The sequence below is a fragment of the Brevundimonas sp. P2_A6 genome, from assembly GCF_056404975.1.
Genome location: NZ_JBFUCZ010000003.1, coordinates 80,182 through 106,339, shown reverse-complemented (window position 1 = coordinate 106,339; position 26,158 = coordinate 80,182). Strand labels below are relative to the sequence as shown.

Here is a 26,158-nt window from a genome sequence, read left to right as displayed (position 1 = left end):
CCGTTTGAGGCGCATCTGACCCGAAGCGGTGCGGCTAGGGAAGCGATGGTTCCTGACGGACGGCCCGGGCCAGATAGCATCCGCGCCGCGCCGTATGAATCTGGACCTGATCCACGGCGGGGTCGGCGAACCAGTGATGCAGCCGCGCGTCCAGATCGGTTCCTTCGACGAGGTCGGCGTCCAGCATGATGGCATCGGCATCGAACGCACGGGCCGACAGCAGGCGGCGCGACAGCTGTTCGGGGACCGCGTCCACCAGCGGGGCGGCCTGCCTGGCGGCCTCCCGCACAAAGACCGGGCCACCCTGGCGATAGGGCGAGGTCTCGTCCGGCAGATGCACATGGTGGACCAGGATCAACGCCTCGCCCGGCTCGGCGTCGATCAGGCTGACGCGGCATGGGGCGCTGTGCGGCGCATCCGCGATCATCCGACGGGCGCCGATGGCAATCAACGCATCGTCGTCCAGCGTGAAAAGCGCACGGAACGGCGTCAGGGGCAGGGCCTCGATGCGATAGGTCATGGCGTCGTCTCCGTGTGACCACCGATATGAAGCCATCGGTCACAGGCGTCTGGCGGGTTTCGGACGTTGCGCCGCGCGGCCGACGACCCCACAACGAGGGGCATGAACGCCCCCTTCAAAGCCCCGCCCCATTCCAGTCCCGCCGAGCCGCCCCTGTGGGATCTGTCCGACCTGTATCGGTCTCGCACGGACACCAGGATCACCACCGACCTGGAGGCGGCGCGGCTCGCGGTATCGGAGTTGAACGCGCTTCAGGGTCGGTTCATCGCCGCGCGGTCCGACGCAAAAGTGCTGGGCGCGACTCTGGATGGAGCCATCCGCCTCTACGAGCAGGCCAGCGAGCGTCTCGGATCTCTCGGGGCCTATGCCTTCCTCGCCGCCTCGACGGCGCGCGACGATGCTGGCGCGCAAGGGTTCGAGGCCGATCTGCGCGAGAAGATCACCACCATCGCCACGCCGACGGTCTGGCTGACGCTGGAGATCAACCAGCTGGACGAGGCCGAGATCGAGGCGGCGCTCGCGGCCGATCCCGACGCAGCGAAATGGCGACCTTGGTTGCGCCGGGTCCGGGCGATGAAGCCGCACGAACTGTCCAGCGAGCTGGAAACCTTCATCGCCGAGCGCATGCCCATCGCGGCCCAGTGGCCGCGACTGTTCGACGAGACCCTGGCGGCGCTGCGGGTCGAGAGCGGCAAGGACAGCCTGACCCTGTCGGAGGCGCTGAACCAGCTGTCCGATCCGAAGGAGGCGAAGCGTCGCAGCGCGGCCGAGGGGCTGAACACGGCGCTGGCCGCGCGGACCTCGACGCTGGCGCTGGTGCTGAACACCGTCGCCGCCGACAAGGCGATGGAGGACCGCTGGCGCGGCTTCAAACGGCCCGCCGACAGTCGCCACCTGGCCAACGAGGTCGACGGCGAATCCGTGGACGCCATGGCCGACGCGGTCGCGGACGCCTATCCGAAACTGTCGCACCGCTACTATGCCTTGAAGGCCAGGGCGCTGGGCAAGACGAAGCTGGACCAGTGGGATCGTAACGCCCCGCTGGAGACCTCGGCGCCCCGTGGGTTCGACTGGAAACAGGGCCGTGAGCTGGTGCTGGAGAGCTTCGGTGATCTTGGGTCCGAATTCTCAGACCGCGCCAGCCGCTTCTTCGACCAGCCGTGGATCGACGGCCGGGCGCGGGCCGGCAAGCAATCCGGCGCCTACGCCCACCCGGTGACGGCCGACCGTCACCCGTATGTCTTCCTGAACTGGATGGGCGAACGGCGCGACGTTCTGACCCTAGCCCACGAACTCGGCCACGGCGTACACCAGACGCTGGCGGCCGAGAAGGGCACGCTGCTGGCCGATACGCCGCTGACCCTGGCCGAAACCGCCTCGATCTTCGCCGAGGGGCTGACCTTCGACCGCCTATTGGCCACCGCACCGAAGTCGGAACAGCGCGGCCTGCTGGCCGGGCGGATCGAGGACGGACTGAACACCGTGGTGCGCCAGATCGCCTTCCATCGGTTCGAGACCCGGTTCCATGACGAGCGGGCCAAGGGCGAGGTTTCGGCCGACCGCCTAGGCGAACTGTTCCTGGAGGAGATGGGTGCGTCCCTGGGTCCGGCTGTGACGCTGAACCCCGGCTATGAGACCTGGTGGAGCTATGTCAGCCACTTCGTCCACTCGCCCTTCTACGTCTATGCCTATGCCTTCGGCGATCTGCTGGTCGCGGCCCTGATGGAGACACGGCGAAAGGACCCGGACGGGTTCGCGCCCCTATATCGCGAACTACTGGCCGCCGGCGGGACCAGGACCTACGTCGAGGCTCTGGAGCCGTTCGGCCTGAACCCGCGCGACCCCGCCTTCTGGACTATCGGTACCCGGCGGCTGGAATGGATGGTCGATCAGTTCGAGGCTCTGGGCTGATCGCGGCTTGAGCCGACGCTCTCTATCGCTATAAGTCCCGCCAAATCGCATTTCACGACCGGACCCCTCCCATGGCCGAACACCACCACGACACGCCGAACGACGCGGCCGACCACGACGCCCAAGCCTATATCCACGGCACGATGACGGTAGAGGAACAGACCCAGACCTGGGAACTGTTCCAGGTGCTGGCCAAGTGGGGTTCGTTGATCATCGCCTGCATCCTGCTGTTCCTGACCCTGGCCTTTCAGCCGGGCGGCAGCATCGTCGGTGGCCTGATCGCCGCCGTGGTCGTGGGCGCGGCCGGCTTCTTCTTCCTGAAAGGCGGAAAAGCCGCCTCGCACTAAGCGAGGGCGCAATCGCGCGTCACAGGTCGCTCGCGGCTTGAGCATGTACGCCGTAGCGTTCGCCTTTGACGGCATCGCCCTGCAACGCCTAACGTCGATCCATCCGCTTCGGATGGGGAGATTCGCTTGGCCGTTGCCATCGCCGTGACCCGGGAACGCCGTGAGGGCGAGACGCGCTGCGCCGTCACGCCCGAGACCGTCAAGAAACTGATCGCGCTCGGTGCATCCGTGACGGTCGAGGCCGGCACCGGCCTGGGGGCCGCCATTCCCGACAGCGAATACACCGACGCTGGTGCCTCGGTGAAGCCGGACACGCGAGCCGTGCTGGAGGGCGCCGATCTGGTCCTGAAGGTGCGCGGACCGACGGCGCAGGAAGTCAGCGCCATGAAGCCCGGCGCGGTGGTCGTCGCCATGCTGGACGCCTATCGGGAAAAGGACACCGTCGCGGCCATGGCCGGGGCCAATGTCACGGCCTTCGCCATGGAGTTCGTGCCCCGGATCACCCGCGCCCAGGTCATGGACGCCCTGTCGTCCCAGGCGAACCTGGCCGGATATCGCGCCGTGATCGAGGGGGCCTACGCCTATGGCAAGGGGTTCCCGATGATGATGACGGCGGCGGGCACGGTCGCCCCGGCCAAGGTCTTCATCATGGGCGTCGGCGTCGCGGGTCTGCAGGCCATCGCCACGGCCCGGCGTCTGGGCGCGGTGGTCACGGCCACCGACGTGCGCCCGGCGACCAAGGAACAGGTCGAGAGCCTGGGCGCCAAATTCCTCGCGGTCGAGGACGAGGAGTTCAAGAACGCCCAGACGGCCGGGGGCTATGCCAAGCCGATGTCGCCTGAATATCAGGCCAAACAGGCGGCCCTGACCGGCGAACACATCAAGAAGCAGGACATCGTCATCACCACCGCGCTCATCCCCGGCCGCGCCGCGCCGGTCCTGGTCAGCGCGGAACAGGTCGCGTCGATGAAGCCGGGCAGCGTGCTGATCGACCTGGCCGTCGAGGCGGGCGGCAATGTCGCGGGGTCGAAACCGGGCGAGGTCGTGACGACGGCGAACGGCGTCAGCATCGTCGGCTACACCAACCTGCCGGGCCGGATCGCGTCTGATGCGTCGAGCCTTTACGCCAAGAACCTCGTGGCCTTCACCGGGCTGCTGATCAAGGACGGCGCGCTGTCGCTCGATCTCGAGGACGAGATCCTGAAGGCGTCGGTGGTGACGCACTCCGGTTCAGTTGTGCACGAAGGCCTTAAGGGAGCAGCCTGATGGAACACGTCGATCCCACCGTCTTTCGCCTGGCCATCTTCGTGCTGGCGATCTTCGTCGGCTACTATGTCGTCTGGTCGGTGACGCCGGCCCTGCACACGCCGCTGATGGCCGTGACCAATGCGATCTCCAGCGTCATCATCGTCGGCGGCCTGATCGCGGCGGCGGCCGTATCGGGCGATGTCGCCGGGCCGAACGCCTGGATCGCCAAGGGGGCGGGCGTGGTGGCCGTGACCCTGGCCAGCGTCAACATCTTCGGCGGCTTCATGGTCACCCGGCGGATGCTGGCCATGTACAAGAAGAAGGAACGCCCGGCCAAGGTCGAGGTCAAGGCGACGTGATCCACGACGTCTTCAACCTGTCGCCCGGCTCCATCGCCTGGACTGCCTCGTGGATCGCCACGGGCCTGGGTCTGGCCATGTGGCTGTGGAGCTGGCTGGGCGAGAAGAACGCGATCCAGAAGCTGCGCTGGCGCGACTGCGGCGTGGTCATGCTGTTCTCGGGCATCCTGACCCGGATCGTGGTGCAGGATCGGCCGATGATGGCATGGGACTGGGCCATGGTGCTGCTGGGCCCGCTGTTCATCGCCGCCGCCCTTTGGCGGCTGGCGCGGACGGCGCAGGGCGTGACGGAAAGACTTTGAGGGGAATGGAATGAACGCATCGATCGCGGCCCTTGCCTATCTGGCGGCGGGCGTCCTGTTCATCCTGTCCTTGCGCGGGCTGTCCAGCCCGGAGACGAGCCGTCAGGGCAATACCTTCGGCATGGTCGGCATGGCCATCGCCGTGGGCGTGACCCTGCTGACGCTGGGCACCACCGGCGCGCTGGATCCCGTGACCCTGGCCCTGCTGGCCGGCGGGGTCATCGTGGGCGGCGGGGGCGGGGCCTTCATCGCGTCCAAGGTCAAGATGACCGACATGCCCCAGCTGGTCGCGGCCTTCCACTCGCTGGTCGGGATGTCGGCCTGTCTGGTAGCGGTGGGAGCGGTCTATGCGCCGGAGGCCTTCGGGATCTCGGACGGGGCGGGCGGCATCAAGGTGCAGTCGATCGTCGAACTGGCCCTGGGCGTGGCCATCGGGGCTATCACCTTCACCGGGTCGGTCATCGCCTTCGCCAAGCTGAACGGCAACATGAGCGGCGCGCCGATCATCCTGCCGGCGCGGCACCTGATCAATATCGGCCTCGCTTTGGCGCTGGTGCTGCTGATCGGCCTGCTGATCGGGTCTGGCGGCACGGCGGTCTGGGCGTTCTGGGGCATATTCGCCATCGCCCTGATCCTGGGCGCGACGCTGATCATCCCAATCGGCGGGGCCGACATGCCGGTCGTGGTGTCGATGCTGAACAGCTATTCCGGCTGGGCGGCGGCGGCGCTGGGCTTCACGCTGGAGAACATCGCCCTGATCATCACCGGGGCCCTGGTCGGGTCGTCGGGCGCGATCCTGTCCTACATCATGTGCAAGGCGATGAACCGCAGCTTCATCAGCGTGATCCTGGGCGGCTTCGGCGGCGACGCTGGGCCGGCTGGCGAGGCCCGCGTCGAGACCCGCCCGGTCAAGCAGGGCTCGGCCGACGACGCCGCCTTCATCATGAAGAATGCGTCGAAGGTCATCATCGTCCCCGGCTATGGCATGGCGGTGGCCCAGGCCCAGCATGCCCTGCGCGAGATGGCCGACAAGCTGAAAGAGGAGGGCGTTGAGGTGAAATACGCCATCCACCCCGTCGCCGGCCGCATGCCCGGCCACATGAACGTCCTGCTCGCCGAAGCCAACGTCCCCTATGACGAGGTGTTCGAGCTGGAGGACATCAATGCCGAGTTCGCCACCGCCGACGTCGCCTTCGTCATCGGGGCCAACGACGTCACCAACCCGGCCGCCAAGACCGATCCGACGTCGGCCATCTATGGCATGCCGATCCTGGACGTCGAAAAGGCGGGCACCGTCCTGTTCATCAAGCGCGGCATGGCGGCGGGCTATGCCGGGGTCGAGAACGAGCTGTTCTTCCGCGACAACACCATGATGCTGTTCGCCGACGCCAAGAAGATGGTCGAGGGAATCGTGAAGGCGCTGTGAGCTCGCAGGCCCGAACCTATGTCCGGTTCGTCTGCTTTAGATCCGTCGGTAAGCAGCGCAGCCGCCTCGGGCTGTTCAAGGCGATCGATGAAGCGGTCGAGAGCGAACATGCGCCCAGCTGGGCAATCGTCGAGGCCCGAACGATCGCATCGTGGTTCAACGACCATCTCGCTATTCCAAAGGTTTTTTCAGTAGGTGGGCATAAGGGCTTCGGCCAGCCCGGCCTGTCATGGTTCAAACCGGCGGCCAGCGATCATATTCGTCAGATGCACAGGCTGAAGCTGGCCCTTGAAGCGTGCGGCGTTCACGTCGATGTGCTGACGACCCGCGATCCCGGACTGATCGTCTGGCAGGACGAAAACCAGTTGGTCGCCGAACCGCGAGGCCGCAAGTTTTGAAGCACTGGATCCCGGCTTTCGCCGGGATGAGCGGGGAGGGGACTAGGGCTTGCCGATCCCCACATATTCCATGCCGTCGGCCACCACCTCGTGCGCGCGATAGACGTTGCGCAGGTCGATCATCAGGGGCCTCGCCATCGTCCCGGCGATGCGGCGCAGGTCCAGGGCGCGGAACTGGTCCCATTCGGTCAGGATGACCAGGGCGTCGGCCCCATCGGCGGCGTCATAGGGGCCGTTGACGAAGGTGGTGCCGGCCAGCATGTGGCGGGCCTCCTTCATGCCTTCGGGATCGAACGCCTTGACCGTGGCACCCATGGCCTGGAGGGCCGGAATGATGGCCAGGCTGGGGCTGTCGCGCATGTCGTCGGTGTTCGGCTTGAACGTCAGGCCCAGCACGCCGACCGTCTTGCCGGCGATATCGCCGCCCGGACCGGCCATGGCGGTGCGGATTTTCTCGGCCATGGCCAGTTTGCGCGCATCGTTGACCTCGACCGTGGTCTCGATCAGGCGGATCGGCGCGCCATACTGCTGGGCCGTGCGGACCAGGGCGATCGTGTCCTTGGGAAAGCACGAGCCGCCATAACCGGGGCCGGGGTTCAAGAATTTCGAGCCGATCCGGCCATCCAGACCGATGCCCTTGGCGACCTGCTGCACGTCGGCACCGACCTTTTCGCACAGGTCGGCGATCTCGTTGATGAAGGTGATCTTCATCGCCAGGAAGGCGTTGCCGGCATATTTGATCAGCTCGGATGTCCGGCGCTGGGTGTAGACGACCGGGAACTCGTTGAGGCTCAGCGGGCGGTACAGCTCGGCCATGACCGCCTTGGCCCGTTCGTCCTCGACGCCGATCACGACGCGGTCGGGGCGCTTGAAGTCCTCGATGGCCGCGCCCTCGCGCAGGAACTCGGGGTTGGAGACGACGGCGAACTGGGCGTCGGGATTGGCGCGGCGCATGATCGCCTCGACCTCGTCGCCCGTGCCGACCGGGACGGTCGATTTGGTGACGATGACGGTAAAGTCCTGGATCAGGCCCGCGATCTCTTCGGCGGCGGCATAGACGTAGGAAAGGTCGGCGTGGCCGTCGCCGCGCCGGGTCGGGGTGCCCACGGCGATGAACACGATCTCCGCATCACGGATGGCTTCGGACCCGTCGACGGTGAAAGACAGACGGCCGGCCCTGACGTTGTCGGCGACGAGTTGGTCCAGTCCCGGCTCGAAGATCGGGATCTCGCCGTTATTGAGGCGCTCGATCTTGGATGGATCTTTATCGACGCACACGACCGTGTGGCCGAAGTCCGCGAAACAGGCTCCAGACACCAGGCCCACATAACCGGTGCCGATCATGGTCACGCGCATCGTTCAATCCCGCTCAGCCCCAAGGTAAGGCCGCCCGTCATGGTGCACCGCCGAGAGCGATGTCAATGACATGGGCTGGGGTTGATGGCTTTGCTGAACGCTCAGCCCCCGAAGCCGCGCCCGCCGCCCCCAAAGCCGCCGCGCGAGACGACGGTCGTGCGGCTCTGCACCCGGCTGGGCGCCTGACGGGCGACGTCGGTGCCATAGTCGCGGCCGTTCGCGACCTGCCGCCCCGTGCGATAGTCGCGCCCCAGATAGCCGCCGCCGTAGCCGTTCTGATAGTTGCCGTCGCGGTCGCGATACAGCGGGCCGCCGCCGCGATAGCCGCCGCCGTTCAGCAGCTGTCCGATCACGAACCCGGTCACCAGAGGCGTGAAGAACGATCCGCCCGATCCATTCGGGCGACACTGGTCCGGACCCCAGGCCCCCTCGCATTCGGACCGGGTGGCATAGCGTGGGGCCGTCTGCTCGGCCTGGGCCGTCGCATTGGCATAGCCGGCGTCGCATTCGGTGTCGGAGATGTCGTTGGCGGCCTTGCACTCGTCCAGCGAGGTGTAGGCCAGGGCCGGTTCCGGCGGCGGGGCGACCTGGGGCGCGCCACAGGCGGCCAGCGAGAAGCTGGCCGTGGCCATCAGGCTGGTGACCTGCAGCGTGCGCGACCGCTTCAGGCGGCGCATGGTGGTGGTTTCGGCGGGTTTCGTCTCGGGGATGGGGGTGTCGGTCATGGTCGCGCTCACGTCGTCATGCAGGCGGCGTTCAGCAAGCCGACGCAGATGGAAATGGACGCCAGATAGATGGAGGCCGCGATCTCTCCGGCCACGATCCGCTCCGACAGATTGCGAAACGCCAGGCGGCTGACGACGACGAAGGCCATGATCTGGATGACCCCGGCCAGCAGGGCCCAGGCCGCGAACTCCATCAGGCTGACGGTGTGCGACAGGGCTGAGGCCAGCGGCAGGACATAACCGATCAGGGCACCACCGAGCGCAATGGCGGCGGCGGGATTGCCCGCCCGGATCAGGTCGCGCTCCCGATAGGGCGTGACCCACTGGTAGATCAGCTTGAAGGCGATGGTGAACACGCCCGCCGCCAGGAAGGCGATGAGGAAGGCCGTGGCCCCGGTCTGGAAGGCGAACCAGTCGAACATGCGTTTTCTTTCCTAAGCGGTGAATTCGGCCATTTCGAGGGGGATGCCGACCATGACCTCATGACTGATGTCGGCCGATTTTCCGGAGGCCTTCTCGGGCTCCATCTCCAGCGCCAGCATCAGTTCGCGCCCGCCCGCCAGATCGCGCGCATACAGCATGCAGGTCTGGAAGATGCGGGCATAGGGAACGGTCGCGGTTCGGCTGTCCCAGATCGTCTCCCACAGGGTCACGGGCGGCTGGCGCGCGTCGCTCTCGGAAAACCAGAAGCGGGGATAGGAGGGCAGCTCCTCCGGCGTCCCATCGAACACCGGCTCGCTCAGCCGGTCGGTCCACAGGCGACGCTCGCGCGCGCCGGGCGGATAGGCGCTGGTCCAGGGGATGAACAGGCTGAAGTCATAGGCCTCGGCCCCCGAGGCGTCGTCGCTCATGGCCTGCAGCATCACGTGGTCGTCTGTGTAGAAGCGATGGACGTGCTGGCCGCTGTCGAGCGCGATGGACCCTTGCGCTGTGATCTCCAGCGCATCGGTGTCGAGGTTGAAGACCGTCTCTGGCTGTAGTCGGCGCCAGGCCAGCGGATCGAGCGATACGGTCCGACCCACGGTGATGTTGCGCACCACCGCCAGCCGATTGGTGGGTTCCGGAGCAGGCTGTCCGCCGAACAAGCGCTTGAACATGGACCGGTCTTTACGCCGCATCGATCGCGGCCACGACCGAAATTCGCATTCCGCTTGTCGAACGTCAAGTGTTCATGTTACGCGTTACATGCAACATGATCGATGTCGTCAACAGTCCTGGGTCTTCGTCCGGCACGGATCGTATCCGCGCGTGGCGACAGGCGCGTCGCGACGCAGGCATGATCAAGCTGGAGTTCTGGGTGCCGCAGGGCTGCAAGGACGACGTACGCGCCGCCGTGCATGCGATCGTCACGGACTCGACGCGGGGTCCCGCGCTTGCACCGCGCCGCCGGCGCCCCACCTCACTATCCTCAACCGGAGCCGATCCTCACATGGACGCCGTCATCGAAACCGCCTGGACCGTGCCGACCATCAAGGCGGCCCTGGAAGACTCATCCTTGGTCCGCGAGGGCGAAATGACCGCCAGGGTGCTCGAGGGGGCCGATCCGGTCCTGCTGGTCACGATGCACGAGTTCGGTGACCTGCCGATCTATCTGTCGGTGGGCGGTGCCCAGATCGTGGTCTCGGTTCTGCTGTGGCCCGTGGCGGAGCAGGCGGACACCGCCCGGTTCAACGAATTCCTGCTGAAGGCCCAGCGCGTCGTGCCCCTGTCCAGCTTCGCCATCACCACCGTCGACAATCAGGACGTCTATGAGCTGATCGGCGAACTCTCGTCCAAGACCACGCTTCAGACCATCGTGATCGAACTGCGCACCTTGGCCGAGAACGCCATCGACGCCACGTCCCTGCGCGAAACCTTCGCCGCCTGAACCGGAGATCCCTCATGTCCATGCTCTCGAAACTCTCCGCCCTGTTCCGCGGCACCGCCCATGACGCGGCTCAATCCGTCGTCGATCAGAACGCCCTGAAAATCCTCGACCAGGAAATCCGTGACGCCGACACCTCTCAAGGCAAGGCTCGCGACGATCTGGCCGGTCTGGTCGCGCGTCGCCGGATGGCCGAAAGCGAGATGGCCTCGTTCCGGGATCAGATCATCAAATACGAAAGCTCGACCCGCGCCGCCCTGGGGCAGGGCAAGACCGATCTGGCGCGCGAGGTCGCCGGTCGTATCGCTGAGCTGGAATCCGAGATCGCCACGCGCGAGCCGGTGATCGAGAACATGAAACAGGCCGAGGCGCGCCTGCGCACCGCCATCGCCTCGACGGACCAGAAGATCGAGACCCTGCGGCGCGAGATCGACATCGTGAAGGTCAATGAATCGGTGCAGCGGGCCCAGACCTCTGTCGCCCTGCAATCCGCCGGTGCCCAGTCGCGCATCGGCTCGGCCGCTGACAGCCTGCAGCGCATCAAGCAGCGCCAGGCCGTTCAGGAAGAGCGTCTGCGCGTCGGCCAGGAGTTCGAGGACAAGCGCACGGGCGCCGATCTGGACGCCAAGCTGAAGGAAGCGGGCATCCTGCCTGGGCATTCGTCGGCCGATGACGTTCTGGCGCGCTTGACCCAGGCCGAGGTCACGGTCGTGACGCCGCGTATCGGACAGTCGACGCCAGGCGAGAAAGAGCCGGGCTGACGGCTCGCTACCATGCAACGCATCACCCTTCCCGAACGTCCCGACTGGCAAGCCAGGGCCGAGGGGCTGGGCTTCACCTGGCACCACGACTCGGGTGAGGCCTACTGGGACGACGCCACGGCCTACGAGTTCTCTCTCGCCGAGATCGAGGACGGCATCGAGGCCCCGACCGCCGAACTGCACCAGATGTGCCTGGACCTCGTCGACGAGACGGTGAAGTCAGAGCGTCTGATGGGTCTTCTGGAAATCCCGGAAGCCCTGCGGGACTATGTCGCCGACAGCTGGAAGCGGGGCGATCCGTCGCTGTATGGCCGGTTCGACTTCGCCTTCGACGGGCGGGGACCGGCCAGACTCTACGAATACAACGCCGACACCCCCACCTCGGTATACGAGAGCGCCGTGTTCCAGTGGCTGTGGCTGGAGGAGCGGATGGCGGACGGGTCGATCCCTGCGGGCACCGACCAGTTCAACAGCCTGCACGAAGCGCTGATCGCCCGGTTCCGCGCCATCTTCCCAATGGGCGGCTTCGTGCATTTCGCCTCGGATCCCGACTTCGTCGAGGACCGCCAGACCGTGCGGTTCCTGGAGGATCTGGCCCGCCAGGCCGGGCTGGATCCGAAATTCGTGGCCATCGGGGACATCGGGCTGAACGCCGACGGCCGGTTCGTGGACGAGCAGAACTGGCTGATCCAGGCCATGTTCAAACTGTATCCGTGGGAACAGATGCTGCGCGACGACTATGCCGAGCCCCTGCCGACGGCGGAGATCACGGTGCTGGAGCCGGCGTGGAAATCGATACTGTCCAACAAGGGCATCCTGCCGCTGCTGTGGGAGCGCCACGCGGGCCATCCCAGCCTGCTGGAAGCCTATTTCGAAGACGACCCGAAGGCCTCGGCCCTGTCATCGGCGCATGTAAGAAAACCCCTGTTCTCGCGCGAGGGAGCCAACATCGACATCGTCGAGCCGGGGCGCACCGAGCGCGGTCTGGACGGCGGCTATGCTGGCCGTGCCATCCTGCAGGCGGTGCACGAAGCGCCTTTGTTCGACGGTCGGCACGTCATCGTCGGCAGCTGGGTCGTCGGCGATCAGCCAGCCGGGATCGGTCTGCGCGAGGATGCCGGCCGGATCACCAGCAACCGCTCGCGCTTTGTCCCGCACATGATCCGCGACTGAGTCTGTCCCGCGACCGTGGTCGGTCGCGGGACAGCCAGGTTCAGCCCGCGCGGCGCTGGTAGATGCCGACCAGCGCCAGCATCCGCGCCTTGGTCGCGCCGTCGGCCGTCTCCGCCGCTGAGGTCAGGCTCGTGGCCAGTTCCGTTAAGGCGTTGCGGTCCGCGCGCCGGCCCGCACGCCAGTCATCGACCGACGCTCTGGCCCGGGCCAGAAGCGCCGTAATGTCGGTTGCCGAAGTGGCTTTCAGGTCCGCCTCGATCGCAACCATCATCTCGGGCGTGATCTGTCCTTCCGAGAGCGGAACGACCTGAGCCAGCGTCATCGCCTCGATCTGGGGCAGGAAGGGCGCCGATGAAAGGGGCGGAATGTGTTTATCCAGGATGGCTCGACCCTGCGGATTGGCGAGCAGATCCTTGATCGAGCTGTCGATCGTCACCGGTGCCGCGACCGGCACACGCGCGATCTGATCGAGGTAGGCGGTGGCGACGTCGGGGCTGTCGGCCCACTCGACCTTTTCCTGGGTCTGCGGGTTGATGACGTCGTCGCGAACGGCCTCGGCAGCTGCGATCTCGGCGGCGGACAGATATTCGCTGGGGACCAGCTTGAGCACGTCCAGACCCCGCGCGATCTCGCTGGCGTAGATGCGGCCGTTCATCCAGTAGGCCGACCAGTCACCGCCGACGACCAGGCGCTCGGCCTCGATCGGGCCGCGGTCGAAATAGGCGATCTCGATGGGCTTCTGCGCGTCGGTGAAGTCCATGATGGAGATGCCGCCCTGATACCAGGCCTGGACCATCAGGTCGCGGCCGGGCACCGGGATCAAGGAACCGTTGTGCGCGACGCAGTTCTCGGTCGCGCCTTGGGGGGCGGGCAGCTTGTGGAAGGTCTGACCCTTCAGCGTGTCGTTCTCGATCGTCGAGACGAGGTCGGCGCCCCAGTTGGAGGGCGAATCGGCGGTGCAGCGCGCGCCTATGCCGCCGCTCCATTCGTCGGTGAATACGACCTTGTCACCGGCGTTGTTGAAGGTCGCCGAGTGCCAGTAGGCCATGTCCGGATCGAACATCTCCGAGATTCGCTTGGGGTTCTGAGGATCTGAAATATCCAGCAGGATGCCGTTGCCGCTGCAGGCTCCGGCCGCGCGGTTGATGGCTGGATAGACGGTGATGTCGTGGCACTGGTCGGTCTGGGCCGTCCGCTGGCTGGCAACGCCCGATGCACCGCCGCCCCACAGGCCCGCGATGGCACCGGTGGTGCGATCGGCGAAGATGCGGGGCCGGTTCACGATCGCGGCGTCTTCCGGGTGGTCCAGCGGCACCCTGATCACGTCGATCGAAAACAGGGCCGTATCGGCATTGGCGCTGGGGTCTCCGGCGCTACAGGAGGCCAGCTCCGCCGTGGGGCGCACACCGGCGGTGCCGGAGTTATAGATGTAGAGCACGTTGCGGTCGCGCGGGTCCGGGACCTGGGTATGGGTGTGCGAACCCCGGCAGGTCTGGACGGCGGCGATCTGGCGTGGATTGGAGATGTCGCTGATGTCGAAGATGCGGATCCCGCGGAAGCGTTCGGCGTTGACGTCGCCTTCGGCGTCCGCGGTGCCGCAGTCCAGGCGGGCGCGGTTCTGCTCAACCGACATAAACAGCAGGTTGCCGTGGATCGACAGGTCGCCCTGACCGCCCGGGCAGACGACCGACAGGATCAGCTTCGGATCGCCTTCGCCCGTCACGTCATAGGCATTGAAGCCGTTGAAGTTGCCGACGAACAGCCGCCCGTTCGACATGGCCATGTCACTGTTGGACAGCGCCAGAGGACTGAAGCGCGGCTTGGCGGGAGGTCCGTCGTTTGCCGGGGGCGTCGTCCCGGGCGCAGGGCGGGGTGCGGGGGAGAACAGGGCTTCCGGGTCGAAGAACCCGGGCGGAGGGGCTACCGCGTGTTCAAGCTCGAGACCAGACGCTGCTTCACCGGCATCGCGCAGACCGGGCGACAGCGTCGTGCGGGCGTCAGGCACCAGCGGCTGGATCTGGGCCATGGCCGGTGCCGCCGTCAGGAACAGGGCAAGCGCGGCGACGGAGGAAAGCAGGGGGCTACGCAGGGTCATGGCCGTTCCTTCGGGTTCGGGTTTCAGAGTTCAGACAGAATGGACTGCATGCGCAGGATCTCGGACGACTGGTCCGCGACGACCGAGTTGGTGAAGTCCGACAACAGTGGGTCCTGGGCGGCATCGGGCTGGGTCATCAGGGCCTGGACCATGTCGAGCGCGCCCTGGTGGTGCTGGATCATGCCCTGCAGGAATAGCCGGTCGAACGCGGGCCCCTGGGCGGCGGCCAGCGTCTGCATCTGATTGGGCGTCAACATTCCAAGCATCAGCGCCGTATCGCCGGGGGCCGTCATGGGCATGGCGTGGTTCATGCCGGTCGAATGATTCATGCCGTCCATGGTGTGGCCCGCATGCATGCCGGCCATCTCCAGGGACTGGCCGCGATCGGTCAACCAGTTGCGCATCAGGTCCATCTCGGCCTGCTGGCTCAGGGCGATGCGCTGCCCCAGCAGCTTGACCTGGGGGCTGGACCCTTGCGCCTGCAGCAGTTCGACCATCTCGACCGCCTGGGCGTGGTGGACCAACATGTGCTGCAGGAATTGGACGTCGCCGGGGGTGAAACTGGTGCGGCTGAGTTCGACCGCTTGGTCTGCTGTTATGGTGCGTGACGGGGCACCCGGCGCGCCCGGATGGAAGATCGGTGGCGTCTGGGCAGCCTGCGGCGCGCCGATGACCACCGCCAGAACAACTCCAAAAAGCAGGTTGAAGATCATGCCACTCCCGTCGTCCGGACGGTCCGGATCGAAATCAGACTAGTGGCGCGGAACGGGCAGGGGCAAGCCGCAATTTCGCCATCACATGACGGCGCCGATCCGCCACGGTTGAATCTCGTCCTCTCCGAAGCCTAAGGCCTCGCTGCGGGAGGGGTGGCCCGATGCGGTCCGGATCATCAGCTCGAAGATCCGCTCGCCCATCTCGGGGATCGATACGCCCGCCGATAGGATTTCCCCGCAGTCCAGATCCATGTCGTCGGCCATCCGCCTGTACATGGCCGTATTGGTCGCCAGCTTCAGGCTGGGCGCGGGCTTGGCGCCGAACACAGATCCTCGACCGGTCGTGAAGCAGATCAGATTGGCTCCGCCCGCGATCTGGCCCGTCGCCGACACCGGGTCATATCCGGGCGTGTCCATGAAGACGAGGCCGGACGCGGCCACCGGCTCCGCGTAGCCGTAGACGGCGTTCAACGGTGATGAACCCGCCTTGGCGACCGCGCCCAAAGATTTCTCCAGGATGGTCGTCAACCCGCCCGCCTTGTTCCCGGCCGAGGGGTTGTTGTCCATCGATCCGCCGGTCGCGGCGACATGACGTTCCCACCAGCCGATGCGCCCCATCAGTCGCTCGGTCACGGACGGGGCGGCGGCGCGGCGTGTCAGCAGATGCTCGGCCCCGTAGATTTCCGGCGTTTCGCTCAGGATCGCTGAGCCACCTTGGGCGACCAGCAAGTCTACGGCGTGGCCCAGTGCGGGGTTGGCCGTCACGCCGGAGTAGCCGTCCGATCCTCCGCACTGAAGACCGACGACCAGACCAGACAGGGGCTGAGGCGTGCGTGTCAGCGCATTGGCCGCCGATGCCATCGCCATCATTCGCTCGATGCCCGCCGCGATGGTGGCCGAGGTGCCGCCCTCGCCCTGGATGGTCATGGCCGACAGGGCGTCGCCGGATGCCAGCCCTTCGGCATCCGCCAGACCGGACAGCTGGTTGGTCTCGCACCCCAGGCCCAGCATCAGCACGCCTGCGACATTAGGATGTCGCGCATAACCCGCCAGGGTGCGACGGAGCACATCCATGGCCTCGCCCGAGGACTCCATCGCGCAGCCCGAGCCATGGGTCACCGCCACCACGCCGTCGATGTTGGGATAGCCGTCGCCCAGCCGCGCCTCGACCTCGCGCGCGATCCGCTTGGCGACCATGGCCGAACAGTTCACCGAGGTGACGACGGCCAGATAGTTGCGGGTGCCGACCCGGCCGTCGGCGCGGAGGTAGCCCTGAAACGTGTGGCCCCGGTGCGTCGTGGCGGGCCGGGGCATCGTATCGGCCAACGCGACCCGTGTCGTGACGTCGCCCATGCCGAGATTGTGGACGTGGACCCAGTCACCGGTCCTCACCGCTTTCGTGCTGGCGCCGATGACCTGACCGTATTTCCGCAACGGGCTGCCGGAGGGCAGGTCGCGTAGGGCGACCTTGTGTCCAGCCGGGACCGATTCGCGGACGACCACGTCGTTCAGCACCATTTCGCCGATCTCAAGCGCGCGGACGCAGACGGCGACGTCGTCGTCGGGATGCAGGCGCAGGGCGGCGAGAGGCGTCGGCTTGTGTTGGGTCATGCGTCAGAATACCGGCCCTCGCCGGTCAGGGCGACCACTCAATGAAAGTCGCGCGAGGCGGGCAGGACGCGCACGTCACGCGGATGCCGTCCCGTGGGATGACGTGGCGGCTGGGGGCGGACGATCTCGTCGGCGCGCGACAGCTGGATGTCCACCGCGTGATCCTCGGACAGGCGGGCCAGTTCGGCGGACCGGTCGATGACGCGCCGGGCCACGACGTGAACCACCCCCTCGGGGCTTTTCTCCAGCACCCCCTCGACCTCCATCAGGCGCGATCCCATGACCTCGCGGCGGAACTGTTCGAACATCCGGGCCCACAGGACGACGTTGGTGACGCCGGTCTCGTCCTCAAGCGTCACGAAGATGGCGTTGCCCTTGCCCGGTCGCTGACGCACCAGAACGACGCCCGCGACCCGCACGATCGACCCGCCGCGTCTGTCCAGGGTGGCGGCGCATGTCACGATCCGTTCTGCTGCGAAAACGGTACGCAGAATGGCCATGGGGTGGGCCTTAAGCGACAGGCGGAAGGTCTGGTAGTCGGCCGCGACATGCTCGCCCAGCCGCATCGAAGGCAGCCGGGCGTCGGGCTCGACGCCCAGTTCGCGGGCCCCGCGCCCTCGCGCCTCGGCGGCGGCGAACAGGGGCAGGGCATCGTCGTCGGGCAGCCGACGCGCCGCCCACAGCGCCTCTCGCCGATCCATGCTCATCGACCGGAAGGCGTCGGCGTCGGCCAGCTTGCGAATCGCGGTGCCCGGCAGGCCCGCGCGCCGGGCCAGGGTCTCCAGATCGGGGATGGCGGGGTCCCTTGTCGCGACCAGGGCCGTCGCCCAGTCCTCGCGAAAGCCGTCGATCTGGCGAAAGCCAAGACGCAGGGCCAGATGGTCGGCCGGCCCTTCCAGGCCATTGTTCCAGTCGCTGTGCGAGACGTCGATAGGCAGCGTCTCGACGCCGTGCTGCTGGGCGTCGCGCACGATTTGGGCGGGGGCATAGAAACCCATCGGCTGGCTGTTCAGCAGGGCGCAGGCAAAGGCGGCCGGATGGTGATGCTTGATCCAGGACGAGATGTAGACCAGCAGGGCGAATGACGCGGCGTGGCTTTCGGGAAAGCCATAGGAGCCGAAGCCCTTGATCTGATCGAAGCAGCGCTGGGCGAACGCAGGGTCGTAACCCCGCTCGATCATCCGACCGACCATCCGGTTCTCATAGGTGTGCAGGGTGCCGTCGCCCCGGAAGGTGCCCATGGCCTTGCGCAGCCCGTTGGCCTCCTTGTCGGTGAACTCGGCCGCGACCATGGCAACCTTCATCGCCTGTTCCTGAAAAAGCGGCACGCCCAGGGTCTTTTTCAGGACGACCTTCAATTCATCCTGCGGATAGTCCGGCCCCGGGTGGGAATAGTCCGGCTGCTCCAGACCGTTGCGGCGTCGCAGATACGGATGGACCATGTCGCCCTGGATCGGGCCGGGCCGGACGATGGCGACCTGGATCACCAGATCGTAGAGCCTGCGCGGCTTCAGGCGGGGCAACATGTTGATCTGGGCCCGGCTCTCGACCTGGAACACGCCGATGGAATCCCCCTGGCACAGCATGTCGTAGACGGCCGGATCATCCTGCGGGACCGAGGCCAGGTCGTGGTCCACCCCGCTGTGGTCGCGCATCAGATCAAACGCTTTTCGGATGCAGGTCAGCATGCCCAGCGCCAGCACATCGACCTTCATCAGGCGCAACTCGTCGATGTCGTCCTTGTCCCATTCGATGAAGGTGCGGTCCGGCATGGCGGCGTTACCGATGGGGACCATCTCGTCCAGCCGGTCCTGGGTCAGGATGAAGCCGCCGACGTGCTGGGACAGGTGGCGCGGATGGTTCAGAAGCCGCATGGCCATGGCGACCGCGCGGGCGATCATGGGATTGGTGGCATCCAGCCCCGCCTGTTCGACATGGCGTTCGCTCATCTCCGAGCCCCAGCTGCCCCACTGGCTGCCGGCCAGACGCGCGGTCACGTCCTCGGTCAGGCCCAGGACCTTGCCGACTTCGCGGATGGCGCTCTTGGGGCGATAGCGGATGACGGTGGCGGCGATGCCCGCGCGGTGACGGCCATAGCGTTCGTAGATGTGCTGAATGATCTCCTCGCGACGCTCATGCTCGAAATCCACGTCGATGTCGGGCGGCTCGCCCCGGTCTTCCGACAGGAAGCGTTCGAACAGAAGGTCGGATTCCATCGGATTCACCGAAGTGATTCCGAGCACATAACAGACCGCCGAGTTGGCCGCCGAGCCCCGGCCCTGACACAGGATGCCCTTGTCGCGGGCCACCCGCACGATGTCGTAGATGGTCAGGAAGTACGGAGCGAAAACAGCCTTGCGGATGAAGACCAGTTCCTTGGTCAGCAGGTTGTGGACCTTGGTGGGCACTCCGTCGGGATAGCGGCGGTCCGCATGCTTCCAGGTCAGGTCCTCCAGCCAGGCCTGGGCCTCCCAGCCGGGCGGGACGGGCTCTTCCGGATACTGGTAGCGCAGCTGCTCCAGGTCGAAGCCAACGCGCGCCAGGAACGCCTCGGTCTGGGCCATCGCCTGGGGCGTGTCGCGGAACAGGCGGGCCATTTCTGCTGGTGATTTCAGATGCCTTTCAGCATTGGCGTTCAGCAGACGCCCGGCCGTCTCGATGGTCACCCCTTCGCGGATACAGGTCACCACGTCCTGCAGATCGCGCTGCTCGGCGTCGTGATACAGCACGTCATTGACGGCCAGCAGGGGAATGTCGGCCCCTTCGGCCACGGCCTGCAGGCGGGCGAGCCGTCGCCGGTCGTCGCCGCCACGCCCCATGACGGCCCCTAACCAGGTTGAACCAGGGGCCGCAGCCCCGACCTGATCCAGAACGGACGCCAGCCGGTCCAGCCGCCGGTCGGGCATGACGATCAGCAGCAGCTCTTCCGGGGAGGCCAGCAGGTCGCGCAGGCCGATCTCGCACTGGCCCTTGATGGCGCGACGGTTGCCCACGGTCAGCAGACGGGTCAGCCGTCCCCATCCGGCACGGGTCGCGGGATAGGCCAGGATGTCGGGCGTCCCGTCGTTGAAGACCAGGCGAGCTCCGGTCGCCAGCTTGAAGGATGCGGCGCGTCTTTTGACCTCTTCCGACAGGGCGGGGTCGTTTGCCGGGTCTTCGACATAGGTCACCTCGCCCGGGCCCGAGCCGTCGCGCATCACGTCTGGCGGCGACAACCCGTCCTCGCGCAGGGCCTTCAGGGCGCTCCAGGCACGGACGACCCCGGCCACGGTGTTGCGATCCGCCAGACCCAGCCCGGAATGGCCCCTCAGGATCGCGGTGGCCACCAGTTCCTTGGGATGCGATGCGCCGCGCAGGAACGAGAAATTGCTGGACGTCGCCAGTTCGGCATACTCGCCGGGCGGGTCGATCACGCTCATGCGAACAGGCCGTGGATGAACCAGCGGGGTTCGGCCGTTTCGCCGTACAGACCCTGGCGGAACAGCCAGAAGCGGCGGCCCTCGCTGTCCTCGACGCGGTAATAGTCTCGCGTGCGCTGGTCGGGCGCGCGCCACCATTCGCCGGCGATGCGCTCGGGACCTTCGGACCGCACGACCTGATGCAGCACCCGCCGCCAGCGGAACCTTAAGGGAGAGCCGTCCGGGACCTCGGCCAGGGTGTCGACCGGCTGGGGCGGGTCGAACATCTGAAGCGGACGAAGCGGTGGATCGTCGGGATCGGGCTCGTGCCATTCGGCCTCTGGCTCGGCCACGCCACTGGGCAGCAGACGCGAGGCCCGCTCGGGCATGTGCGAGCCGAAGGGCTGAAAGCTCAGCACCGATTCCGGTCCCAGTCGCGCCGCCAGCCGGTCGATCAGATGTCCGACTTGCTCGCTTTCGGGCCGTTCGCCCTCCAGGCCGGCCTGTGTCGGGGCGATCGGTTCGGTCCAGGGCACGGCCAGACGCATCTGGTCGAAGCCGAACCCCGGATCCAGCGGATGGGCCAGCGCGCCCAGACGTTCCTTGAACAGTCGGTGCAGGACGGCGGGGTCGCGGCTGGGCTGGCCGGTGCGGATCGAGACCCGGCGGACATGGCCGTCCAGCCGATAGAAGAAGACCTCGAAAGCCCGCCCGCCCCGGCCCCTCTGATCCAGCTGATCGACGGCGTCGGCGACCAGGTCATGGAACACCCGCTCGACGTCGTCCTGGCTCACGATGGGCTCGACCAGGATGCGATCGGCGACGCAGGCGGGCACGGGACGATGCGGGGTGATGCGGACATCCTCGTCGCCCAGAACTCTCGCCAGTCGGGCGGGAAAGTCCGTTCCGAACCGGGCGGCCATGGGCGCACGCGGCCGGTCGTCCAGATCGGACAGGTGTTTCAGGCCCGCGCGACGCAAGGCGCGCTCATCCGGCTCGGCCAGTTCGAGCGCGGCGACCGACAGGCGTCGAACGGCCGTGCGAGCCTCCTGTCCAACGAACAGACCGCCGGGGCCGAACCGCGCCAGCGCCCGTGCCGACTGTGGCGTGTCGGCGAGCGCCCATCGCAGGCTCAGCCCGATCCCTGCGGCGCGTCGCTGGGCCGTCCGGACCAATCCGGCTTCGTCGCCGAACAGGTGGGCGCAGCCGCTGACGTCCAGCATCAGGCCGTGCGGCGGGTCCAGCGCGATCATCGGCGTGAACCGCCCGAAATCCTTCAGCACCCGCCGCAGCAGGCTGGCGTCGGCGTCAGGATCGTCGGCGACGGTCCTCAGATCTGGCGTCCGCGCCCGCGCATCGGCCAGCGTCATGCCGGGGGACAGGCCCAGCCCAGACGCCGCTGGATCGACCGCCGCCAGCCGCAGTGCGCCCTTGACCTTCTCGACCATGACGACCGGTCGCAGATCGGCGGCGTCAGGCGACGCGGCGGTCGCCCGTTCCCCACGTCGCAGGCGTTCGTTCGGCAGCCATGGGAACCACAGCGCCAGATACCGGCGACCGCTCGAGGAAAGCCCGGCGTTCACGGTCCCACTCCATGATCCAGGTTTGGGGTTCGACCCCACCGCGGTGACGCAGCAGGGTCGCGGAAAAAGACGGTCGGCCTGGCGCTCCGGCTTCCAGAGGAATGGAAGGGGCCGCGCCGATGGACCACCGGCTCAGGGCCGCGCTGGGGGCCGGAGCCGCACCGGCCCGTGCCAGGAACAGGGTCGCAGTCCCCGATTGCGCGGCCAGGGACAGGCGTCGACTGGCGGTCAGGGTCATGGCCTTGGCCTCGCCCCAGGCGCTTAGCAGGACCGCGCCGACCGCCGGGCTGCGCAGGGCCTCTTCGCCCACGGCCAGCAGGGTCTGGATGTCGGTGACGCGGACCAGAAGGACGTCTTTAGGCCTGACCCCCATTTCATGCAGGCCGGGTCCGTGCGGCGTGCCGGTCTCGGTCTCGACCAGCTGGTGGAGGACCCAGACGATCGGACGCCCGCGCGCGGCTCTCACGGCCAGCCCCAGCCCGAAGGCGTTCAGTGGCACGGTATCGGCGGGCGCATGGGCGTATAGGTCATGAACCGCGCGCGGTTCCAGCCTGTCCAGAAGGCCCGGATCGCCAGATGAAAAGACCGTTCGGGCACGTTGGGGCCGCGACCGGTCGAGCCTGGCCAGCCCCGCTCGCAGGGCGATCAGTCGCTGTTCCTTTTCCTCTATGTTCCTCATTTGTTCTATATGCCACCCGACGGGCCGGGAGAGTCAAGCGGCATATGGAACGGACGGTTTCGGCGTCGTGGACGCTTCGCGAAACGGTCGATCAGTGGTTGTCGCGCGGGTTGCCGAAACGGTCGATTATGCGGTGGTATTTGATCGCGGGCTCCAGCACGGCACCGGTCGCGAGCTGGCCCACAGTGGCACGCTGAAGTTCCTGCCAGGGCGTCTGCGACGGCGGCACCTGAAATCCTCCCGCGGCCTCGAGTGTCGCACGTCGTTCCGACAGTTCACCATCGGAAATCAGCACATCGACCCGGCAGGTGTTCAGATCGACCCGTACCGGATCGCCAGTCCGTAGCAGGGCCAGGTTCCCGCCCGCCGCCGCCTCTGGCGAGGCGTTCAGGATCGACGGCGATCCCGACGTCCCCGACTGACGCCCGTCGCCGATGCAGGCCAGGGCGTGGACGCCCTCGCGGATCAGGTGCGCGGGCGGGCGCATGTTCACGACCTCGGCCGCCCCCGGATAGCCGACCGGCCCGGCCCCGCGCATGAACAGGATGCTCTTTTCGGTGATGCCGGTCGCGGGGTCGTCGATGCGGTGGTGGTAGTCCTCGGGTCCGTCGAAGACGACGGCGGGGCCTTCGAAGGCGTTCGGGTCGGCGGGATCGGACAGGTAGCGCTCGCGGAACTCGGCGGCGATCACGCTGGTCTTCATGATGGCGCTGTCGAACAGGTTGCCGGACAGGACCAGGAAGCCCGCATCCTCGACCAGCGGGTCTTCCACGGTGCGGATCACGTCCGGCAGCACGATTTCGGCCTTCCGGCAGTTGTCGCCGATCGTTCGGCCATTGACCGTCAGGGCCTGCTCCCGGATCAGGCCCTCGCGCATCAGCTGGGCGACCACGGCGGGTACGCCGCCGGCCTGGTGGAAGTCCTCGCCCAGATATTTGCCGGCGGGCTGCAGGTTGACCAGCAGGGGCACCGCATGGCCGTGGGTCTGCCAGTCCTCGATCGGCAGATCGACGCCGGAATGGCGGGCCAGGGCGGTGATATGGACCGGCGCATTGGTCGAGCCGCCGATGGCGGAGTTGACCACGATGGCGTTGTGGAAGGCGTCGGCCGTCAGGATATCGGAGGGCTTCAGGTCCTCGTGCACCATCTCCACGATCCGCTTGCCGGTCAGATAGGCGACCTGCGGCCGCTCGCGATAGGGGGCGGGGATGGCGGCCGAGCCTGGCAGGGACATGCCCAGCGCCTCGGCCAGGGAATTCATCGTCGAGGCCGTGCCCATGGTGTTGCAGTAGCCGACCGAGGGGGCCGAGGTCGCGACCAGGTCGATGAAACCCTCATAGTCCAGCTCGCCAGCCGCCATCATCTCGCGGGCCTTCCAGATGATGGTGCCGGACCCGATCCGCTCGCCCTTCAGCCAGCCGTTCAGCATCGGCCCGACCGACAGGGCGATGGCCGGGATGTCGACGGTGGCGGCGGCCATCAGGCACGCCGGCGTGGTCTTGTCGCAGCCGATAGTCAGCACGACGCCGTCCAGCGGATAGCCGTACAACAGCTCGACCAGGCCCATATAGGCCAGGTTCCGGTCCAGCCCTGCCGTCGGCCGCTTGCCGGTTTCCTGGATCGGGTGAACCGGAAACTCCATGGCGATGCCGCCCGCCTCGCGGATGCCCTCGCGGACGCGCTTGGCCAGTTCGATGTGGTGGCGATTGCAGGGTGCGAGGTCGGACCCGGTCTGGGCGATGCCGATGATCGGCTTGCCGGAGCGCAACTCCTCAAGCGTCAGGCCGTAGTTCAGGTAGCGCTCCAGATAGAGCGCGGTCATGTCAGGGTTGTCGGGATTGTCGAACCAGGCACGGGAGCGGAGCGGTCGCTGGGGTGAGGAGGTCATCATTCGCATCCGCCGGGGCCTCCCATCCTTCCAAAGTCGAAGCATGGGGCATTGAATAATATCATCATACAAATGATGATCGTCTTGTCGCCAGGGTTTTTAGGTTTGCCTTCGGTGAGGCGCACCGCTTTCCGTCCAGGAGCGGACCGTATAAAGCGAATTCCATGACGGCTGCGCTTCCTCACACGAGCCTCTCGGCCAGCGGTCGCGGTCTGGGCCAGACGATCTCCAGCCACGACCAGATCGTCCGATCGCTGGGCCAGGATATCCTGGCCGGCCGTATGGTTCCGGGAGACAAGTTGCCTGGCGAAGCGGAATTGCTGGTCCGTTTCGGGGTCTCGCGGACCGCTCTGCGCGAGGCCCTGAAGACGCTGGCGGCCAAAGGCTTTCTGGTCGTGAAGACGCGCGTCGGAACCAAGGTCACCGACCCCTTGCGCTGGAACCTGTTCGACAGCGAAGTGCTGGCCTGGCAGGTCGCCAATGGCATGGACGCGCAGTTCCGACGGCATCTGGCGGAGGTTCGGCGCGGTCTGGAACCGGCCGCTGCGGCGCTGGCTGCCCAACGCCGGAGCGACGAAGACTTGGCGGGAATGCGCGCGGCGGTGGAGGCCATGCGACGTGAGCAACAGTCTGAATACGCCTTCGCTCAGGCAGACCTGACGCTGCATCTGCGCATCGCAATGGCGTCCGGCAATCCGCTGATGCGGTCATTGGCCAGTGTGATCGAGACTGCACTGCTGGAGGCCTTCACCCTTAGCCCGCCGACACGCAGCGAGGCGCTGCATCGCGAGACCGTCGATCTGCACGAACGGATCGTGGATTGTATCGAGGCGTCGGACGCAGAGGGAGCCGCCGCCGCCATGCTCGCCGTGATCGACGCCGGTTACAGGCGCGTCGAAGCCGAAAAGGACGGTCGCTGACGGCGTCAGGGCACCAGACTGCGTCGCAGTTCTGGAACGGCGATCATCAGGTCGCGGGTGACCAGGGCAGCGAAGAAGTCGGCTCCACCGCGGCCCAGGTGCGTGTAGTCGAACGCCGTCTTCGCCTGGCCCACGGGTTCCACGCTGGCGTTGATCTGGGCCTGGGTGGGCGGCGGCGGTGGAGTGGCTGCGGTGGGCACCGGCGGAACCGGATTTGCGGCGATGGTCGTGCCGGTCAGCATGGCGGCCGCGACCTCGGGCGATGGCGCGGCCTGGGCGAACCGGGCGGCCAGGGTCGGGCCCATGGCCTGGACCGCCGCGACGCTGGCGGCGTTCAGGTCCACCAAAGGCGTATTGGTTTCGGCGGCCACGGCACGGGTGGCCGCCGCCCATGGCTCGAGATCGTTCTGCAACTGGCCATCGACGAACTGGCGCCTCGTCAGAGGTGTGAGGAGGACTGGGATGGCCCCACGTGCCCGGGTCTCGGCGACGTAGCGGCGCAGGTTGGCGGGAAATTCGGTGGCGAGGTCGGTGGATCGACCCGGCTTGCCCGGCTGGTCGTTGTGGCCGAACTGGATCAGCACATAGGTGGCGACGAAGCCGGGCGTGGACATCTCCGCCAGGGCCAGATCCCAGGAGCCCTCGACGATATAGCTGCCGCTGCTTCGGCCCCCACGCGCCAGGTTCACGCAGGCGACGAAAGAGGTGACGTGGTCCGAGCAGAAGCTGGGACCCCATCCGCCGATGACGGCCGTGGTGGAGTCCCCCACCAGAATGATCTTGGACGCAGAAATGGGGCGGGGCACCTCGGGGGGTGTCGCGGAGGGCTGGGCTGACAACTGAAGCATCAAGGCGGCGGCGATGGACGCGAACATGGGCGG

At 66.9% G+C, this 26,158-nt stretch carries 24 protein-coding genes; 11 read left to right on the top strand and 13 right to left on the bottom strand.

Annotation, left to right across the window (positions count from 1 at the left end; all coding sequences use genetic code 11):
* Positions 1-34: 34 nt before the first annotated feature.
* Positions 35-520, bottom strand: a complete 486-nt coding sequence (locus AC1DW4_RS09500; protein ID WP_477017020.1) for a DUF1203 domain-containing protein — start codon at positions 518-520, stop codon at positions 35-37.
* A 102-nt stretch (positions 521-622) separates the two neighbouring features.
* On the opposite strand from AC1DW4_RS09500, the gene AC1DW4_RS09495 reads away from it, so the two are divergent.
* The 7 genes from AC1DW4_RS09495 to AC1DW4_RS09465 all read left to right on the top strand — a co-directional run bounded on the left by AC1DW4_RS09495 (position 623) and on the right by AC1DW4_RS09465 (position 6,511).
* Positions 623-2,431, top strand: coding sequence for a M3 family oligoendopeptidase (locus AC1DW4_RS09495; protein WP_477017019.1), 1,809 nt, complete (start codon positions 623-625; stop codon positions 2,429-2,431).
* A gap of 71 nt (positions 2,432-2,502) precedes the next feature.
* Positions 2,503-2,778: an aa3-type cytochrome c oxidase subunit IV gene (locus AC1DW4_RS09490; protein WP_477017018.1), complete on the top strand. Its 276-nt coding sequence runs from the start codon at positions 2,503-2,505 to the stop codon at positions 2,776-2,778.
* 126 nt (positions 2,779-2,904) lie between these two features.
* Entirely contained in the window at positions 2,905-4,044 is a 1,140-nt protein-coding gene (locus tag AC1DW4_RS09485; protein WP_477017017.1) for a Re/Si-specific NAD(P)(+) transhydrogenase subunit alpha, read from the top strand.
* Positions 4,044-4,385, top strand: coding sequence for an NAD(P) transhydrogenase subunit alpha part 2 (locus AC1DW4_RS09480; RefSeq protein WP_477017016.1), 342 nt, complete (start codon positions 4,044-4,046; stop codon positions 4,383-4,385). The genes AC1DW4_RS09485 and AC1DW4_RS09480 overlap by 1 nt, the downstream gene beginning before the upstream one ends.
* Positions 4,382-4,687, top strand: coding sequence for a hypothetical protein (locus AC1DW4_RS09475; RefSeq protein WP_477017015.1), 306 nt, complete (start codon positions 4,382-4,384; stop codon positions 4,685-4,687). Before AC1DW4_RS09480 ends, AC1DW4_RS09475 begins: the two co-directional genes overlap by 4 nt.
* Before the next feature lie 10 nt (positions 4,688-4,697).
* A complete protein-coding gene (locus tag AC1DW4_RS09470; protein ID WP_477017014.1) occupies positions 4,698-6,113 on the top strand; it encodes an NAD(P)(+) transhydrogenase (Re/Si-specific) subunit beta in 1,416 nt (471 codons plus the stop codon).
* On the top strand, positions 6,110-6,511 hold the full coding sequence (locus tag AC1DW4_RS09465; protein ID WP_477017013.1) for a hypothetical protein: 402 nt from the start codon (positions 6,110-6,112) through the stop codon (positions 6,509-6,511). Before AC1DW4_RS09470 ends, AC1DW4_RS09465 begins: the two co-directional genes overlap by 4 nt.
* Before the next feature lie 42 nt (positions 6,512-6,553).
* Here the strand turns inward: AC1DW4_RS09465 and AC1DW4_RS09460 are convergent, their stop codons facing one another.
* From AC1DW4_RS09460 to AC1DW4_RS09445, 4 genes are all read right to left on the bottom strand, one after another.
* Positions 6,554-7,867 (bottom strand): UDP-glucose dehydrogenase family protein, encoded by a 1,314-nt coding sequence (locus tag AC1DW4_RS09460; RefSeq protein WP_477017012.1) that lies wholly within the window; start codon positions 7,865-7,867, stop codon positions 6,554-6,556.
* Positions 7,868-7,968: 101 nt separating this feature from the next.
* Positions 7,969-8,592, bottom strand: a complete 624-nt coding sequence (locus AC1DW4_RS09455) for a DUF1190 domain-containing protein (protein WP_477017011.1) — start codon at positions 8,590-8,592, stop codon at positions 7,969-7,971.
* An 8-nt stretch (positions 8,593-8,600) separates the two neighbouring features.
* On the bottom strand, positions 8,601-9,014 hold the full coding sequence (locus AC1DW4_RS09450; RefSeq protein ID WP_477017010.1) for a DUF350 domain-containing protein: 414 nt from the start codon (positions 9,012-9,014) through the stop codon (positions 8,601-8,603).
* Between the two features lie 12 nt (positions 9,015-9,026).
* Entirely contained in the window at positions 9,027-9,689 is a 663-nt protein-coding gene (locus AC1DW4_RS09445) for a YjfK family protein (RefSeq protein ID WP_477017009.1), read from the bottom strand.
* Between the two features lie 95 nt (positions 9,690-9,784).
* On the opposite strand from AC1DW4_RS09445, the gene AC1DW4_RS09440 reads away from it, so the two are divergent.
* Genes AC1DW4_RS09440 through AC1DW4_RS09430 form a run of 3 tightly spaced genes read left to right on the top strand, consistent with a single transcriptional unit; the run spans position 9,785 to position 12,390 of the window.
* Positions 9,785-10,459, top strand: a complete 675-nt coding sequence (locus AC1DW4_RS09440) for a YjfI family protein (RefSeq protein ID WP_477017008.1) — start codon at positions 9,785-9,787, stop codon at positions 10,457-10,459.
* Positions 10,460-10,473: 14 nt separating this feature from the next.
* Positions 10,474-11,217, top strand: a complete 744-nt coding sequence (locus AC1DW4_RS09435; protein WP_477017007.1) for a PspA/IM30 family protein — start codon at positions 10,474-10,476, stop codon at positions 11,215-11,217.
* Between the two features lie 12 nt (positions 11,218-11,229).
* Complete coding sequence (locus tag AC1DW4_RS09430; RefSeq protein ID WP_477017006.1) at positions 11,230-12,390, top strand: glutathionylspermidine synthase family protein; 1,161 nt, start codon at positions 11,230-11,232, stop codon at positions 12,388-12,390.
* A gap of 40 nt (positions 12,391-12,430) precedes the next feature.
* Here the strand turns inward: AC1DW4_RS09430 and AC1DW4_RS09425 are convergent, their stop codons facing one another.
* The 7 genes from AC1DW4_RS09425 to AC1DW4_RS09395 all read right to left on the bottom strand — a co-directional run bounded on the left by AC1DW4_RS09425 (position 12,431) and on the right by AC1DW4_RS09395 (position 24,360).
* On the bottom strand, positions 12,431-14,485 hold the full coding sequence (locus AC1DW4_RS09425) for an LVIVD repeat-containing protein (protein ID WP_477017005.1): 2,055 nt from the start codon (positions 14,483-14,485) through the stop codon (positions 12,431-12,433).
* Between the two features lie 23 nt (positions 14,486-14,508).
* A complete protein-coding gene (locus tag AC1DW4_RS09420; RefSeq protein WP_477017004.1) occupies positions 14,509-15,198 on the bottom strand; it encodes a DUF305 domain-containing protein in 690 nt (229 codons plus the stop codon).
* An 81-nt stretch (positions 15,199-15,279) separates the two neighbouring features.
* Complete coding sequence (locus tag AC1DW4_RS09415; protein WP_477017003.1) at positions 15,280-16,809, bottom strand: UxaA family hydrolase; 1,530 nt, start codon at positions 16,807-16,809, stop codon at positions 15,280-15,282.
* 38 nt (positions 16,810-16,847) lie between these two features.
* Positions 16,848-20,219 carry an error-prone DNA polymerase gene (locus tag AC1DW4_RS09410; protein ID WP_477017286.1) on the bottom strand — a complete coding sequence of 1,124 codons (3,372 nt, stop codon included), beginning with the start codon at positions 20,217-20,219 and terminating at the stop codon, positions 16,848-16,850.
* A gap of 5 nt (positions 20,220-20,224) precedes the next feature.
* Positions 20,225-21,790 (bottom strand): Y-family DNA polymerase, encoded by a 1,566-nt coding sequence (locus AC1DW4_RS09405; protein ID WP_477017002.1) that lies wholly within the window; start codon positions 21,788-21,790, stop codon positions 20,225-20,227.
* Positions 21,681-22,469: an ImuA family protein gene (locus tag AC1DW4_RS09400; protein WP_477017001.1), complete on the bottom strand. Its 789-nt coding sequence runs from the start codon at positions 22,467-22,469 to the stop codon at positions 21,681-21,683. Before AC1DW4_RS09400 ends, AC1DW4_RS09405 begins: the two co-directional genes overlap by 110 nt.
* Positions 22,470-22,560: 91 nt before the next feature.
* The gene (locus tag AC1DW4_RS09395) at positions 22,561-24,360 is read right to left on the bottom strand and encodes an IlvD/Edd family dehydratase (RefSeq protein ID WP_477017000.1); all 1,800 of its coding nucleotides are present in this window, start codon (positions 24,358-24,360) and stop codon (positions 22,561-22,563) included.
* Between the two features lie 161 nt (positions 24,361-24,521).
* Between AC1DW4_RS09395 and AC1DW4_RS09390 the strand changes: the two genes are divergently transcribed.
* Positions 24,522-25,277: a FadR/GntR family transcriptional regulator gene (locus AC1DW4_RS09390; RefSeq protein WP_477016999.1), complete on the top strand. Its 756-nt coding sequence runs from the start codon at positions 24,522-24,524 to the stop codon at positions 25,275-25,277.
* Between the two features lie 5 nt (positions 25,278-25,282).
* Here the strand turns inward: AC1DW4_RS09390 and AC1DW4_RS09385 are convergent, their stop codons facing one another.
* On the bottom strand, positions 25,283-26,152 hold the full coding sequence (locus tag AC1DW4_RS09385) for a rhamnogalacturonan acetylesterase (RefSeq protein ID WP_477016998.1): 870 nt from the start codon (positions 26,150-26,152) through the stop codon (positions 25,283-25,285).
* Positions 26,153-26,158: the final 6 nt, after the last annotated feature.

Excerpts from the sequence above, each read along its gene's own strand:
- AC1DW4_RS09480 (WP_477017016.1), top strand. The coding sequence starts at position 4,044 with ATGGAACACGTCGATCCCACCGTCTTTCGCCTGGCCATCTTCGTGCTG.
- AC1DW4_RS09460 (WP_477017012.1), bottom strand. The coding sequence starts at position 7,867 with ATGCGCGTGACCATGATCGGCACCGGTTATGTGGGCCTGGTGTCTGGA.
- AC1DW4_RS09455 (WP_477017011.1), bottom strand. The coding sequence starts at position 8,592 with ATGACCGACACCCCCATCCCCGAGACGAAACCCGCCGAAACCACCACC.
- AC1DW4_RS09400 (WP_477017001.1), bottom strand. The coding sequence starts at position 22,469 with ATGAGGAACATAGAGGAAAAGGAACAGCGACTGATCGCCCTGCGAGCG.
- AC1DW4_RS09435 (WP_477017007.1), top strand. The coding sequence starts at position 10,474 with ATGTCCATGCTCTCGAAACTCTCCGCCCTGTTCCGCGGCACCGCCCAT.
- AC1DW4_RS09445 (WP_477017009.1), bottom strand. The coding sequence starts at position 9,689 with ATGTTCAAGCGCTTGTTCGGCGGACAGCCTGCTCCGGAACCCACCAAT.
- AC1DW4_RS09395 (WP_477017000.1), bottom strand. The coding sequence starts at position 24,360 with ATGATGACCTCCTCACCCCAGCGACCGCTCCGCTCCCGTGCCTGGTTC.
- AC1DW4_RS09500 (WP_477017020.1), bottom strand. The coding sequence starts at position 520 with ATGACCTATCGCATCGAGGCCCTGCCCCTGACGCCGTTCCGTGCGCTT.
- AC1DW4_RS09430 (WP_477017006.1), top strand. The coding sequence starts at position 11,230 with ATGCAACGCATCACCCTTCCCGAACGTCCCGACTGGCAAGCCAGGGCC.
- AC1DW4_RS09385 (WP_477016998.1), bottom strand. The coding sequence starts at position 26,152 with ATGTTCGCGTCCATCGCCGCCGCCTTGATGCTTCAGTTGTCAGCCCAG.
- AC1DW4_RS09390 (WP_477016999.1), top strand. The coding sequence starts at position 24,522 with ATGACGGCTGCGCTTCCTCACACGAGCCTCTCGGCCAGCGGTCGCGGT.
- AC1DW4_RS09490 (WP_477017018.1), top strand. The coding sequence starts at position 2,503 with ATGGCCGAACACCACCACGACACGCCGAACGACGCGGCCGACCACGAC.
- AC1DW4_RS09450 (WP_477017010.1), bottom strand. The coding sequence starts at position 9,014 with ATGTTCGACTGGTTCGCCTTCCAGACCGGGGCCACGGCCTTCCTCATC.
- AC1DW4_RS09415 (WP_477017003.1), bottom strand. The coding sequence starts at position 16,809 with ATGACCCAACACAAGCCGACGCCTCTCGCCGCCCTGCGCCTGCATCCC.
- AC1DW4_RS09470 (WP_477017014.1), top strand. The coding sequence starts at position 4,698 with ATGAACGCATCGATCGCGGCCCTTGCCTATCTGGCGGCGGGCGTCCTG.
- AC1DW4_RS09495 (WP_477017019.1), top strand. The coding sequence starts at position 623 with ATGAACGCCCCCTTCAAAGCCCCGCCCCATTCCAGTCCCGCCGAGCCG.
- AC1DW4_RS09425 (WP_477017005.1), bottom strand. The coding sequence starts at position 14,485 with ATGACCCTGCGTAGCCCCCTGCTTTCCTCCGTCGCCGCGCTTGCCCTG.
- AC1DW4_RS09420 (WP_477017004.1), bottom strand. The coding sequence starts at position 15,198 with ATGATCTTCAACCTGCTTTTTGGAGTTGTTCTGGCGGTGGTCATCGGC.
- AC1DW4_RS09440 (WP_477017008.1), top strand. The coding sequence starts at position 9,785 with ATGATCGATGTCGTCAACAGTCCTGGGTCTTCGTCCGGCACGGATCGT.